Origin of the sequence: Coprothermobacter platensis DSM 11748, assembly GCF_000378005.1 — a bacterium.
Taxonomy (GTDB): Bacteria; Coprothermobacterota; Coprothermobacteria; order Coprothermobacterales; family Coprothermobacteraceae; genus Coprothermobacter; species Coprothermobacter platensis.
This window is the reverse complement of the sequence record NZ_KB899040.1, coordinates 145,687-159,076: the sequence shown is the minus strand read 5'-3', so window position 1 is coordinate 159,076 and position 13,390 is coordinate 145,687. Positions and strand designations below refer to the sequence as shown.

Genomic DNA, 13,390 nt, shown 5'->3' with positions numbered 1-13,390 from the left:
AGGAGTATAAGAATAGTATTGAAAAACATAAATCCTATATGGTTGATCATTTCCATCCTTGTGGCATTAGGCATAACCACTATCCATATTTTATATCCTTCTTTAGTAGTTGCAGGGTTGGCTTGCGCGGTGTTTGGGGGCTATCTCATAGGACGTGCCGAGGAACATTTTGACTACTTGAATAACGGCAAATCCATCTATAACTATCTTCGGCATCCCATGTACATAGGAACAACTTTAATGCTTCTCGCTGTAGGTTTAGCACTGGGCTCTTATTTTGTTTGCGCTGTAGCTGTTATTTGGGGAGTCGTTGCAGCTATTTTAGCTTGGAAAGAAGATCATCCCTCCGGTTCGTAAGAGCCTTTTTGTATAAGTTCTCGCTGTTTGAAAAATATACATGAAAATAGCTTGTCTTTATCATTGTCCGTTATAGACATGAATTGGATCCCGGCAACAAATAAACCATTTTCGTCATCTTTTTCAACACGTTTAACCACTGAAGGTACAAGAAAGCACCGCTCTATGGGTTGAGAGACACAAAAACGAATTAATAGTCGATCATTCACCTTCAAAGATTCTTGCACGGATAAACGGCATCCCCCTGCACTCAAATCCAAGATGGTGGCATCTATGGTTTCTGGATAATGCTCTTTCCAATACGCTTCCAAGTCTGCGGGCAAATGGTCAGCAAACAATACACTGGCCGGGATGAGCCAAGGGACTCTCACCTCCTGCCTCCTATCAGATCTCTTAATATCACCGACAGGTCTTATCAAAATTTGAGGAGGGTTCCCCACCCTTTGCTTAATCACTTCGCATGACAAGCTGAAAATAGCGTTCCCTTTAATATACGTAAATTCAACGGTTGGAGACCATATTTTTACATATGCCTGGCTATGCATGGGCTGAGAACATGCAATAATGTCGCCCGATATATCTTCTACGCGAGTAGAATAATACTCCACTTTCTTATTATTAGGATCTATCGCTTTTAAGATTCCTCTGTCGCCTATAGCTGGTCTTTTGTCTTTTTTCATAGGGCCAATTTAAGTATAGCGTATAAAAACGCAGAGCCACATAAGGGCCCCGCGCCCTCCCTATCCTCCTAAGATATATTTTATTACACCAGCAAAAGGGTGGATTACCATTCATAATGGTAAAATTGTTTATGTAAGGGCTTTAAATAACCATTTAGGGAGGACTGATGCAAAAAATGGACGTTCCATTGCCGAAAGCTCGCGTTAGCGAAGTTTTAGGACTTTTAGAAATCTTGGACGACGAACATGGTCGCGTAGACCTTTACAAACTTGGAAGAACAGTAGGTCACGATATAGATGAGCTTATATCTACTATTGAGACCGCTCAGTTGTTTGGTCTTGTAGATGTAGATAATGGTGACGTGGTTTTCACGGACGTTGGGAAACAGTTTACGGACGAAGATATGGAAGAAAGAAAGCATTACATTTCTGAATCTCTTAGCAAGTTGCCATACATGACACAATTGTTAACAGCACTCTTACAGTCTGACGAACATGCCGTTGATATGGATTTCTTAAAAAACGTTATCGACGGTGATTTCAGTGAAAGAGAAACGGAATACTACATAAGGAACTTGTTAGACTGGGCGCGTTTTGCCGAGCTCGTGTGGGTAGATTCAGACGAACAGACCATCCATCTCGAAGTAGAAGAAGACAATACTGAAGAACAGAGCGATCAGCAAGAATCAGATTGAACAAAAACTGATAACAGGAGGAAACAATTAAGTGTGCAACTAATATCGGCTGCCTGTTGGTCAACATATCGCATCTTTGTCGCTTACATATTATCGCTGGCATTTGGTATTTTCTATGGTGTGTCAGCAAATGTAAGCCCAAAACGAGAAAAATTCATGATTGCACTGCTTGATGTATTACAGTCGGTTCCAATTTTAGGATTCTTCCCTGTAGCTATAGCCTTTTTTGCTGCCGTATTTCAAGGGCAACGCATCGGGTTAGAACTGGCAGCCATTTTTCTCATTTTTACATCCCAGGCATGGAACATAGCGTTTGGCGTTTATGAAACGATAAAAACACTGCCTCGTGAATTCGGCGAGGTTAGCAAAGCTTTTAATTTCGGACCTGATTTTACAGTAAGAAGAGTTTACTTGCCAGCAATGATACCGACGATCGTATTCAACAGCGGTGTAAGTATGGCAAACGGTTGGTATTTCTTAATGGCAAGCGAAATCATTTCTTTGGGAAATAAACAAGTTAAACTGCCCGGATTAGGCTCAACCATGATGTCCTATTTGGCTCAAGGCAACATTTGGGGAGTAATAGCGTCTATAGGGACCATAGTGCTCATAAATGCACTGCTCCAAATCTTTATTTTTAGACCATTGGTACGCTGGTCTGAGTTATTCCAATATAACGCTACTGGTAGTGCGCCTGAATGGCCAACTGTAGTGGATGTACTATCGGGATTAGGAAGAGCATTAAGGATAGATACATTTTTAGTTAGTTTGGTCAGTCTCGGCAATAGAGCCTACGGCAAAGTAGCAAAATATGTGATATATGGCATAGGTACCATCGTAGCAGCTGCTGTTGGTTATCTTTTATATTGGCTCTTTACACCGCCATACCCGTGGGATATTCTTGTTCAGATACCCACAGCTCTTACTGTGACCGCTATGAGAGTTATAGCCGCAGTTGTAATTTCTGTGTTGCTGGCACTACCGTTTGTTATTAGAAGTGTGAGAAATGTCCAAACAGCTCAAAACATTTATTCTTTAGCATCTATTTTAGGAAGTATACCTGCCGTCATTTTTTACCCACCTATTGTCGCTTTAGGCGGTAGGTCTTATATGGAACTTTTATCCATACTTCTTCTTTTAACAGGTTCCTTCTGGTATGCCCTTTTCAATATGAGTAAGGGAGCAATGCTCTTGCCAGGCGTGCTCACCGAAATGTCTCAAGTTTTTAACATCAAAGGTTGGCTTTACTACAAGAATGTGCTCATACCTGCCATACTTCCTCCGCTCATCACAGGCGCATTGACTGCTTGGGGCGGTGCTTGGAACGCGTCCATCGTGGCAGAGCATGTTCAATTTGGTGACCAGGTATATTCCATACCTGGTATAGGTTCATTACTCACAGAAGCTACATCCAATACAAAGGCTTTGGTCCTCACGGTTCTTTGTATGACTGTGCTCATTGTGTTGGTAAACATGTTATTCTGGCGTCCATGGTACAGTAGATCTGCAGAAAAGTACAATATAACGGAGTGATGAGAGCTGTGGCATTACTGGATATTAAGAATTTAAATCTTACTTTTAGAGAGAACGGTAAAGAACTTACTGTCTTAGAAAATATAAATTTTTCCCTTAACGAAGGGGAGTTTTTGTGCTTAGTAGGCCCTTCAGGTTCGGGTAAATCAACAATTTTACGTATAGTGAGCGGCATACTCAACCAATACACAGGCGAGGTTCTATACAAAGACCAGCCGAACCCTCAACCAAATCCAAATGTAAGTATGGTATTTCAAAGTTTCGCGCTCATTCCCTGGCTTACAGTACAAGAAAACATCGAGCTTGTATTAGAAGCGAGAGGGATAAATCCCAGACAGCGTGTGAGAACAGCTTTGAAGTACATCGATATGGTAGGTTTAGATTCGTTCGAAGATGCCTACCCAAGAGAACTATCTGGAGGCATGAAGCAACGGGTAGGCATAGCAAGAGCACTCGCAGTAGAACCCGAGATACTCCTTATGGATGAACCATTCTCTGCCTTGGATGTACTCACAGCAGCTGACTTAAGAGAGCAGGTAGTTAACTTATGGCAAGAGAAAAAGCTTCCTTTGAAGTCGGTCCTCATGGTTACACATAACATGGAAGAAGCTGTTTTCTTGGCTGACAGAATAATTGTATTAAGTGCAAGGCCTGCCCACATTATGGGAGAGGTAAGCGTGGATTTACCACGGCCACGTGATTCACGTGATAAAGCCTTTGAGGACATTCTTGATAAAGTATATTCAATGATTTTGTCCAGTAGACTGGGCAAGTAATGATGTACACTCGCTTTTCGGGTTAGACCTTAAAATAAAACTGGACAGTTTTATGGAACCATGATCTTTAGAAAACACTGCATAAGCACTCAGAGGCGTTTTGCAAGAAAGAGTACCATCCTTCAGTTTAATTTCATACTCCATCACAGGTGTACCGGTAATTTCTAAAACAAGGTTATAGCTTTTAAGAAAGAAATCCTGCTCTGCAAAATTTACACTTTCAAAAGCAATATCCTCATAACCTACAGTGTGCTCTTTTGTGTAGGATGAAATCTCTGAGAGTTTTTCTTGTGCGGCTGTTTGAACATGCCGTTCATATAAATCCAGTGCTCTTGCCCTTTCTAAAGCAGTAAATGGTCCGATAGCTGAGTATCCAAAAAGAGAACCCAATCCAAAAACCACCGCCACAATAAAAGCCTTAATCTTGGCTGTCATATCTTTATTGTATAATAGCATCGATGAGCGTCAGTAAATGGGTATATCTTGCCCTAATTTCAATGAGCCCAGTAGTGGAATGTAGAGGAAGTATCCCATACGGTCTGCTTGAGCACATGCCGGTATCGGGTGTTTTCGCTGTTGCCTTTTTGGCAAACACGCTAATGGGCATAATCGTCTATGAATGTGTCAAGCTTCTAAAACGATGGTTGTTAAAGTACCCAAAATTGAACGGCTACTATCAAAAATACCTGTATGGCGCTCTCAAACGGTTTAGAAAGTATGAAACCGGTTTGGCTGTATCGCTCGCGTTGTTTGTCGGTATTCCTCTGCCCGGAACAGGTGCTTTTACCGGTGGGGTTATAGCCGAAGCATTGGACGTGAAAAGGCCGTTAGCTTGGATTTCCATAGCTGCGGGCGTACTAATAGCATGCGTTGTCGTTACAGCCGTCACATGGTCTGCTATGCAAATTGCGAGGTGAGAAACCTATGAAAGTCAAATTCGTTGCGAGCCCTATCATGGCTTCCATGAACAAGATGAAGGAAGATGCTATCCATTTCTTCAACGATCATGGAATAGCCTTAGAAGAAACAGAACAACCGGAAGCATTGATTGTTCTAAGCGGTGGAAGTGAAGAAATAGCAAAAGACTATCTTAGAGACGGTTTAATGCTCATTCCATTTGGCACCGCTAATGGCTTGGCCGCCAGTTTGGAAATTCAAAGTTATGCATTAGAACATAACTTGAATGTTCCATTAATCAGTGAACTTTCTGATACTTACATACAGTGGCTCAGCATTTTGGAAAACTTAAAGAAGCAAAATGTAGGGCTAATCGGCAAACCCAGTTCATGGCTTATAAAGAGTGGCGACTACACCATTCTCAATCAACTTAATATTCCATACATGGAAATTCCTCTTGAAGAACTCAATGCACTATTGCAAGAAGATCAGGCTCTGGCAAATCAGGTATGGGAAAATGCTACCAGTTCAACCATAGAAAAAGAAGAAGTTGTCAAAGGAACAAAAGTTTATACCGCATTGGAAAAAATCGTTGATAAATACAAACTAACAGCTTTTGCTTTAAGATGCTTTGACATGGCTGTAAACCTTAAAATAAGTGGATGTTTGTCATTGTCCACGTTCAATACGAAAAAAATACCAGCAGCTTGCGAAGGCGATGTAGAAAGTTTGGTAACGATGATGGTTGCCAATCAACTCATGGGAACACCAGGATTCATGATAAACTTGGCGAGAAAGAATCACCCTGAATACACGTTCGCTCATTGCACAGTAGCGTTAGATTTAGTCGAAAGCTATTCACTGACAACACATTTTGAAACAGGTTATAACGTAGGCATCAATGGAAAGATGCCAGAAGGCCTTTACACTGCTCTGCGCATGGGTAAAGATAAAAAATACAAGTACTTCGTCGGAGAAACAGTGGAAAAACCGCATGTTGGAAATATGTGCCGTACGCAGATAACGTTAAAACTTAAAGAGAATCCATTCAGGAGGAGCATAGGCAATCACTTAGTGCTTGTACCAGGAGATTGGAGCAAGCAACTGGAGGTTTTACAGGAGTTTGGCTGGCAGCTGCTATAATGTAAAGTAAAGGTTAATAAATTAACCTTTACTTAATAGGAGGCAGCGCCATGTGGGAAGAGTTTTTTAGCGACTTAACCTATTTACAAAACCCGGAGCTCCCCGAGCTCCGGGAGCTTGCAAAGAAAGATGAAGTACCGAACCGCTATGGAATCCCCGTTTATCATTCAAAGATTAAATCACGCAGTGCACCTTTTACCGAGTATCATGACACGGTAACCCCAGACTTGGAAAAACTATTCCAAGACGTTTTAGACAGTTACCGCTCAAGACAGATGATAAAAGTAGAAAGAAACATTGGCCAAGCTTCTGAAAACCTCTTTAGGCAGGTTTATATCGTTCCCGTAGAATATGCGCGCTTAGCCTTTATGATGACACACAATAATTTCGATCCCGTAGGAAACAAAGAACCAGATATTTTTATTGCAGCCTTTCCAGACTGGCCACAGAGACGTATTCTTGTTTTTCCGAACCTCCATTTCACGATGATATTGGGTTCTGATTACTACGGTGAATCGAAGATGGCTGGGCTAAGAATGGCCATGCATATCATGCGTGAAGAACGCGGAGGCATAGGCCTTCATGCAGGAAGCAAGATTTACCATGTTAAAGATAGCCATGGAGAGCTTACGGAAAAGGGAACACTGGTATTCGGTCTTTCCGGTACAGGCAAGACTACCATATGTGTGAACTGCCACAAGCTTCAACCACCTGAAGGAGTAGAAATCCTCCAAGACGATATAAACATGCTTACCGTGCGTGGTAATTCCTTTGGTACAGAAAAGAACTTTTACGTAAAAACCGACTCCGTTAACTCTACACCAGAACTTAAAGAAGCATGTCTTTCATCTGATGCCATTCTAGAAAACGTATATGTATCACCGGAAGGCGAAATCGATTTCGACAATATGAGCATAAGTACCAATGGAAGAGCTGTCATAAACAGAAAGCACATTCCTAATACAAGCGATCGTATAGATCTGCCCCAGGTTAATTTCTTCCTTTTCAACACCAGACGGTACGATATACCTCCTGTGGGACGTTTAACTAGCCCTGCTCAAGCGGCAGCATTCTTTATGCTGGGAGAAAGTACGATAACCAGTGCCGATGATCCCAACCGTGTGGGAGAAACAACACGTGTAGTAGGCTTCGACCCATTCATAATAAACGAACCTGCCAAAAGTGGTAATCGTCTTTATGAAATCCTTAAGAATCATCCTATAGATGTATATATTGTCAACACTGGGAAAGTAGGAGGATTAGACGGGATAAAGATTACACCAGAGGTAACATTGAAAATCGTTGAAAACATCGCCAGAGGGAACATCCAATGGCAGTATAATGACGATTTAGGTTACGACATACCTACAGATATGCCAGATTTGGATCTTGCACCATTTGACCCTTATACCATATATGGGAAAGACAAATTTCATCACATGATGGAAGAACTTCGCGAAGACAGAAGGAAACACTTAGCTAAATTCGATAAGCTATATCCAGAAATTAGAGAGTCTATCTAAATAAATTAACAGCCAAGATGTAAAAACGCCACAGCTCTCTGCCCATCATTAACAAGTTTGTCGTACGTCTGGAGGGCTTGTGGCGTTTTTTGTTCTATGCAAGCTATGCCCTGTTTCCTGAGCACGTTAGCAATGTCTGGAGATACAAACATTCTTCCATGAAAGCCTATGCCGAAAACCACATATGACACATCCGGAGGAATAGCATGGATTACATCTTCAATATTCACTTCATGGATTTCTGGCCTTATCCACGTTTTTGGATTTTCACCTATGAGCATGACATCATTGCGGTAAGACTTACCATTAATGAGTAATTCCCCAAATGCTAAATCATAAGCTATCATATGAACTTCACCCCCTTTATAACGTTATTATAACCTTAACGTAGCACTAATTTAACTATATCTACTATACTCTCATCTTTACCCGTAGAACGCAAGACATCAACATTGGAAGGCAATGGTTCCCTTACAGAATGTTGGATAATAACGATGCCATTATAATGCAGAACTGAAAGCATGTCTATTGTCTTGGAAACTAATCCTTTGTTATTTGGAGGGCCTGCAAAAATATAATCTGCTTGCACCGGTTGTTTTAAATACTGAAAAACATCCCGGCACACCACACGCAAAGGCAAGTTCCATTTTTTTGCTTGTTCTTTCATGAATCGGCAAAGCCGATGGTCCAACTCCACTGCCGTGGCTGTGGAAGCACCTCTGGATAGAAACTCAAAAGCAAGAATGCCAGAACCGGCAAATAAATCTATTACAGAACTTCCTTCTACGTCCCCGAGCATTGAAAAAAGAGCCAATCGTTCACGCTGTGGTAACGGGCGAAGTGAAGGCAAGTCAGGAGGATTCATAGAAAGATTCTGGAGACTACCGCCTGTAATTTTTAGCAATGTTAATAATTTCCTCACTTTCAGGGGGGGCGGTAACGGTGACACGTGCATCATTTTCCATAAGCCTAACATTGAAACCATTTGCCACTAAACATTCACCAAAGTCTCTATCCACCAAAATAAAGTTCCCATCGGAACCACGAGCACGGATGTCCAAAGTAGTGAGTACATCCAATAAGTGTGACATCTCCGTTTTTACCATATCCACATAGCTATACATGTACTCAGGATTTAACAACGCATTCTTAGCCAACATCAAAGACAACGTTGGTACCCTGTAAATTTCGCAGTACCGTGAAAAACGCTCAATCGTTCTTTGGTTTGACACCATATAAGAAATCCTTGCGCCAGCCAAACCAAATGCTTTAGAGAATGTTCTAAAAACAATAAGGTTGTCCCATTCTTTTACCAAAGGGACCATTGTTACATGAGAAAACTCATAGTAAGCCTCATCTACAACCAAGTACTGAGCATTCAAAAGGAGCCTCTCAGCCTCGTTCTGTTGTAGGAGTATGTTTCCCGTAGGATTGTTTGGATTGACGACCACACATACGGCTCCCTCAGATTGTTTGAAGAATGATTCTGTTAGTCTGTAATCATGCGAAAGTTCTATCGTGTTCAAATGAACACCTTGTCGTAATGCTTCTTGCTCATATACGTAATAACTTGGTTTAGGCACAACAAAAGCACTATCATGAAGGGCTTTATACATGAGTTCTATGAGGCCATCAATACCTGAATATATAAAAACTTCATCTTCTGTAACACCGACATATGATGATATAAGCCTGCGTAGTTCTTCTTCCAATGACTCCAAAGGATAAAATCGAATAGCGTCAAAATCAATACCTTCAAATAAATAATCAGGCAAGGGAACTTGCATTTCATTGAGGTGCAAACGTTTACTTTTGTTATTCATGCTACATCCAATAAATGGGAAGCATCTTCGAATTCTTTTTTAAGATACTTTTTGAGAAAACTACAACGCGCACCTTCAAGATTCGGATCTTCAGCTATTAAGCGCTTAGCGTCAGCCCTTGCTGGTTCTAACATTTTCATGTCCTTAAGCAGATTAGCGACACGCATTCCAAAAAAGCCATGTTGCTGTTCGCCAAGAAGTTCTCCTGGCCCTCTTAAATGCAAGTCTTTCTCGGCTAAGGTGAAACCATCTGTGTACTTAACCATGGCTTCAAGCCGTTCCACGCCATCTTCTGTTTTCGCATCTGCAATAAGATAGCAATACGGTTGAAATGAACTACGTACAACTCTTCCTCGAAGTTGATGCAGTTGAGAAAGCCCAAATCTATCTGCTCCTTCTATGACCATCACAGTAGCATTAGGTACATCTACGCCAACTTCTATCACCGTTGTGGAAACCAAAACCTGTATGTCACCTTTTCTAAAGGCATCCATGACATTCTTCTTTTCATCCTTGTTCATACGTCCATGCAGAAGCCCAACTTTATAATCTTTGAGAAAACCGCTACTCAACTCTTCATAAAGCTTTGTAGCCGCAGCCGCCTCTATACTCTCTGATTCTTCTATAAGTGGGGCTACAACATAGGCTTGCCGACCTTCATTGAGTTCTCTAATTACAGCTTCATACACCGCGCTTCTTTTTTTCTCCGAAACCCAAAAAGTTTTTACTGGTTTTCTATTGGGTGGCAGTTCATCAATAACGGAAACTTCTAAATCGCCGTAATAGGTAAGCACCAGTGTCCTTGGTATAGGTGTAGCACTCATAACCAAGACATCTGGTTGCGTTTCTTTACCCATATTGATCAGTGCAGCACGCTGCTGAACACCAAAGCGATGTTGCTCATCGATTACAACAAGACCTAAATCTTTAAAGACTGTATCTTCTTGTATGAGTGCATGGGTACCGATGACAATATCAAGCTGGCCAGATTGCAAGTAACGTTTCACTTTTTCTTTTTCAGAAGCAGGCAAGGAACCAACCAAAAGTCCAACCCTTAAACCAAAACGGTCTGCCCACTCAGAAAATACCATGTAATGCTGAAAAGCCAAGACTTCTGTAGGCACCATTACAGCAGACTGCTTGCCGTTTTTTGCTGCCACGAACATGGCGAACATCGCGACAACTGTTTTTCCAGAACCCACATCTCCTTGTAGAAGCCTATTCATAGGTTTTTCTCCCTGCATATCAGCAAGTATTTCTGCAATAACACGTCTCTGAGCGTTTGTTAGTTGAAATGCAAGGTTCTTTTGCAATTCCTCTATCCAATCAGGCTCCACATGAAATGCAAACCCCCGTGATTGCGTGGCAACTTTTCTTCTTAGGGATAACAGCACCTGAAGAACAAAAATCTCACGGTAAGCGATTTCCCTACGGCATTCTTCAAATTGACTTTGATTCTCCGGCCTATGAAGACCTTGGATAGCGCTACCATAGGGACGAAAGCCCTTGTTTTCAGCATAAGGATAGATCTCAGGCACATTGCGTACATACTCATCCACTGCATTGAAAATGACTTTTCTGAGCATGTTACCTGTAGTCCCGCTTCCAGCACGATAAACAGGAACCATGGGAAGTATATCCTTGCCCGTTTCCAGTATTTCGAAAGAATCTGATTTCAAATTTGAAAGCTGTAACCGGTTATGATTTGATTCAACTTTTCCTGTAACAATTAGACGTTGGCCTTTATGGAATTTCTTGGCTAAGAATTCTTGATTAAAGAACACTAAATCTAACCTTCCTGTTTCGTCTTGCAATGTCACAGTAAGCAATCTATAACCTTTAAAAGTCTTTTGCAGTTTTACTTCATAGACAGTTCCCATAACAGTAGCATCTACACCCGGAGTGAGTTGACGAATCTTCAAAATCTTACTTCTATCAACAAAACGCATGGGGACATAATGCAATAGGTCCCAAACGGACTTTAGCCCGAGTTTTTCCAAAGAGGACTGCATTTTGCTCCCTACTCCTTTTACTTTGGCAACAGGAACATCCCATAGTTCTTTAGGGTCGTAAACAGCTTCTGATTCAGCGTCAGACGCTAATTCTTTTGTGACTTGAGCATACTTTTTCATCAGGTTCAAAAGCTGCTGACAAAGCTTTTTCCTGTCAGCTAGTGGCAGCAATGGATAACGATTAAAGTCATTTACCAGTTCATCAATTTGCACCAATTCTAAAGGTGTTTTAACTGTCTTTCTTATTTCTCCAAGATATTCCACCACCATGTAATGGAACCATTCTCCATCCTCCAACTGGGTGGCATCAAACTTGTTCTCAACCTCACGTTTTAAAGCTAAAGAAAGCTTACTTGCAAGATCTGTTACGCTCAACTTTTTTCTACCAACACCCAATATGGATAAAATGGCTGATCCATTTCATATTCTTCTACTTCTAACCCTAATTCAGAAAACATATCAGCCATAGTTTTTGATTCTTCTTCTTTTGCATCTTCACCTTTAAAAATACTTGCAATAGAGTAACCATCATCTTTAACAAGATCTCTTATGCAATCCACTACACATTGCCAATCGGTACAAGCTTTTTTAAGTTCGTCATCCTTCAGAACTAGCCAATCACCAGACTTTACATCCCATCCGTTTATATGAGAGTCTTTCGTCGCCTTAGTCACTTCAAAATAGCTCATTTCTTTTAGCAGGTCTTCAAAAAAGGCGTCTAAAGGCTTCTCCACACCGAAATACAGAGATAACCCTACCGCCGCTTGTACGGGATTCTTCGTTGGAATTACTACAATATTTTTCTCTGTAAGTTCGCTTACCTGCTGGGCAGATAAGATAATGTTTGGATTGTTAGGCAAAATATAAACTTTGTTGCTGTGTACGTGTTTAACACCATCGAGCAACTGACCCACCGAAGGGTTCATTGTTTGCCCACCTGAGACAACAAAATCCACCTTCATGGACCTAAAAAGTTCAACCCATTTTGGTGAAGGTGCCACAGCAATAACAGCGAATGGTTTTTCTTCTACTTGAAAATGTTCTTCCACCTGCGCAGCCATATTATCAATTTTTACTTGAATAAGTTCACCAAATTTACCCATTTCCTGAAGCACGACAAAGGGTTCGTTTGTATGCACGTGAAAGTGCCAAAGCCCACCTTCACGCCCTAAAACAATGGAATCTCCTTCTTTTGAAAGAAAATCCTTAGCTTGCTCAAAATCTAAATCCTCTGATTTCAAATAAGCTTCAGTACAAAACTTAAACTGGCCGTAGCCAGCTTCGCTGATAAACGTTTCCGAGACACGTTGAGTGATTCTATGCGGTTTTGGTGTTTCACCAGAGACCACGGCGCGAAAACCTTCGAAAAACAAATAAAGGCCATAGCCGCCAGCATCGATAACGTCAGCTTTTTTTAGCACGTCCAGCATTTCAGGCGTTTGTAAAACAGTCTGCCATCCCACATCTACAATTTCTTTTAGTGCTTCTTCAAAAGATGGATAGGTTTTCCTTTCCACGTGTTCTGATATTCTTCTTATAACAGTAAGGATGGTACCTTCTACTGGTTTTATAACCGCATGATAGGCCGTTTTCTTACCTTCTACAAGAGCAGTAAGAAAATCTGATAATTGCAAACGTTTCCCATCTGCTGTTTGAAGGACACGTCCAAAACCCTTCAAAATCTGAGAAAGAATAACACCCGAATTACCACGAGCACCAGATAGAGATGCCTTGATAAGTGCATGCCCAACTTCAGAAAAATCAGCATCATCGAGCCGTTTTAATTCATTGACGACACTTTCCAAGGTAAGAGACATGTTTATCCCTGTGTCACCGTCAGGTACAGGATAAACATTTAACGCATTTATGTCTTCTTTTAGTTCTTTAACGAGACTGTAGCCACCATCAAAAGCGGAAATAAATTCCTTAACAGTTAGCTGTTGTTTCATTA

The 13,390-nt window shown here is 41.2% G+C and carries 14 protein-coding genes; 7 read left to right on the top strand and 7 right to left on the bottom strand.

Going from position 1 to position 13,390, the window contains the following annotated elements; translation table 11 throughout:
• Positions 1-18: 18 nt before the first annotated feature.
• Positions 19-357, top strand: coding sequence for a methyltransferase (locus D890_RS0100815; RefSeq protein WP_018962632.1), 339 nt, complete (start codon positions 19-21; stop codon positions 355-357).
• Here the strand turns inward: D890_RS0100815 and D890_RS0100810 are convergent.
• Positions 339-1,037 (bottom strand): flagellar brake protein, encoded by a 699-nt coding sequence (locus tag D890_RS0100810; RefSeq protein ID WP_018962631.1) that lies wholly within the window; start codon positions 1,035-1,037, stop codon positions 339-341. The genes D890_RS0100815 and D890_RS0100810 overlap by 19 nt on opposite strands.
• Positions 1,038-1,213: 176 nt before the next feature.
• On the opposite strand from D890_RS0100810, the gene D890_RS0100805 reads away from it, so the two are divergent.
• The 3 genes from D890_RS0100805 to D890_RS0100795 are packed head-to-tail and all read left to right on the top strand — an operon-like array spanning position 1,214 to position 4,041.
• Positions 1,214-1,732, top strand: a complete 519-nt coding sequence (locus D890_RS0100805) for an AAA-associated domain-containing protein (RefSeq protein WP_156802632.1) — start codon at positions 1,214-1,216, stop codon at positions 1,730-1,732.
• A 33-nt stretch (positions 1,733-1,765) separates the two neighbouring features.
• Positions 1,766-3,265 carry an ABC transporter permease subunit gene (locus D890_RS0100800; protein WP_018962629.1) on the top strand — a complete coding sequence of 500 codons (1,500 nt, stop codon included), beginning with the start codon at positions 1,766-1,768 and terminating at the stop codon, positions 3,263-3,265.
• Positions 3,265-4,041, top strand: coding sequence for an ABC transporter ATP-binding protein (locus tag D890_RS0100795; RefSeq protein ID WP_018962628.1), 777 nt, complete (start codon positions 3,265-3,267; stop codon positions 4,039-4,041). Before D890_RS0100800 ends, D890_RS0100795 begins: the two co-directional genes overlap by 1 nt.
• On the opposite strand, the gene D890_RS0100790 is transcribed toward D890_RS0100795, so the two are convergent.
• Positions 4,009-4,476, bottom strand: coding sequence for a hypothetical protein (locus D890_RS0100790; protein WP_156802631.1), 468 nt, complete (start codon positions 4,474-4,476; stop codon positions 4,009-4,011). The two genes, D890_RS0100795 and D890_RS0100790, sit on opposite strands and share 33 nt — an antisense overlap.
• A 23-nt stretch (positions 4,477-4,499) precedes the next feature.
• Here D890_RS0100790 and D890_RS0100785 point away from each other — a divergent pair, with 23 nt between their 5' ends.
• The 3 genes from D890_RS0100785 to D890_RS0100775 are packed head-to-tail and all read left to right on the top strand — an operon-like array spanning position 4,500 to position 7,604.
• Entirely contained in the window at positions 4,500-4,958 is a 459-nt protein-coding gene (locus D890_RS0100785) for a COG2426 family protein (RefSeq protein WP_026291268.1), read from the top strand.
• Positions 4,959-4,965: 7 nt separating this feature from the next.
• Positions 4,966-6,081, top strand: a complete 1,116-nt coding sequence (locus D890_RS0100780; protein ID WP_018962625.1) for a hypothetical protein — start codon at positions 4,966-4,968, stop codon at positions 6,079-6,081.
• A gap of 50 nt (positions 6,082-6,131) precedes the next feature.
• The gene (locus D890_RS0100775) at positions 6,132-7,604 is read left to right on the top strand and encodes a phosphoenolpyruvate carboxykinase (ATP) (protein ID WP_018962624.1); all 1,473 of its coding nucleotides are present in this window, start codon (positions 6,132-6,134) and stop codon (positions 7,602-7,604) included.
• Positions 7,605-7,609: 5 nt separating this feature from the next.
• On the opposite strand, the gene D890_RS0100770 is transcribed toward D890_RS0100775, so the two are convergent.
• Genes D890_RS0100770 through D890_RS0100750 form a run of 5 tightly spaced genes read right to left on the bottom strand, consistent with a single transcriptional unit; the run spans position 7,610 to position 13,388 of the window.
• Positions 7,610-7,951: an Mth938-like domain-containing protein gene (locus D890_RS0100770; protein WP_018962623.1), complete on the bottom strand. Its 342-nt coding sequence runs from the start codon at positions 7,949-7,951 to the stop codon at positions 7,610-7,612.
• Between the two features lie 35 nt (positions 7,952-7,986).
• A complete protein-coding gene (locus D890_RS0100765) occupies positions 7,987-8,469 on the bottom strand; it encodes an RsmD family RNA methyltransferase (RefSeq protein WP_245533113.1) in 483 nt (160 codons plus the stop codon).
• 16 nt (positions 8,470-8,485) lie between these two features.
• A complete protein-coding gene (locus tag D890_RS0100760) occupies positions 8,486-9,427 on the bottom strand; it encodes an aminotransferase class I/II-fold pyridoxal phosphate-dependent enzyme (RefSeq protein ID WP_018962621.1) in 942 nt (313 codons plus the stop codon).
• A complete protein-coding gene (gene recG, locus D890_RS0100755; protein ID WP_156802630.1) occupies positions 9,424-11,814 on the bottom strand; it encodes an ATP-dependent DNA helicase RecG in 2,391 nt (796 codons plus the stop codon). The genes D890_RS0100760 and recG overlap by 4 nt, the downstream gene beginning before the upstream one ends.
• Entirely contained in the window at positions 11,811-13,388 is a 1,578-nt protein-coding gene (locus D890_RS0100750) for a DAK2 domain-containing protein (RefSeq protein ID WP_018962619.1), read from the bottom strand. Before D890_RS0100750 ends, recG begins: the two co-directional genes overlap by 4 nt.
• Between the last annotated feature and the right edge of the window lie 2 nt (positions 13,389-13,390).

Coding starts and splice junctions, on each gene's coding strand:
- D890_RS0100810 (WP_018962631.1), bottom strand. CDS start 1,037: ATGAAAAAAGACAAAAGACCAGCTATAGGCGACAGAGGAATCTTAAAA.
- D890_RS0100805 (WP_156802632.1), top strand. CDS start 1,214: ATGGACGTTCCATTGCCGAAAGCTCGCGTTAGCGAAGTTTTAGGACTT.
- D890_RS0100795 (WP_018962628.1), top strand. CDS start 3,265: ATGAGAGCTGTGGCATTACTGGATATTAAGAATTTAAATCTTACTTTT.
- D890_RS0100790 (WP_156802631.1), bottom strand. CDS start 4,476: ATGACAGCCAAGATTAAGGCTTTTATTGTGGCGGTGGTTTTTGGATTG.
- D890_RS0100785 (WP_026291268.1), top strand. CDS start 4,500: ATGAGCGTCAGTAAATGGGTATATCTTGCCCTAATTTCAATGAGCCCA.
- D890_RS0100780 (WP_018962625.1), top strand. CDS start 4,966: ATGAAAGTCAAATTCGTTGCGAGCCCTATCATGGCTTCCATGAACAAG.
- D890_RS0100775 (WP_018962624.1), top strand. CDS start 6,132: ATGTGGGAAGAGTTTTTTAGCGACTTAACCTATTTACAAAACCCGGAG.
- D890_RS0100770 (WP_018962623.1), bottom strand. CDS start 7,951: ATGATAGCTTATGATTTAGCATTTGGGGAATTACTCATTAATGGTAAG.
- D890_RS0100765 (WP_245533113.1), bottom strand. CDS start 8,469: ATGAATCCTCCTGACTTGCCTTCACTTCGCCCGTTACCACAGCGTGAA.
- D890_RS0100760 (WP_018962621.1), bottom strand. CDS start 9,427: ATGAATAACAAAAGTAAACGTTTGCACCTCAATGAAATGCAAGTTCCC.
- D890_RS0100750 (WP_018962619.1), bottom strand. CDS start 13,388: ATGAAACAACAGCTAACTGTTAAGGAATTTATTTCCGCTTTTGATGGT.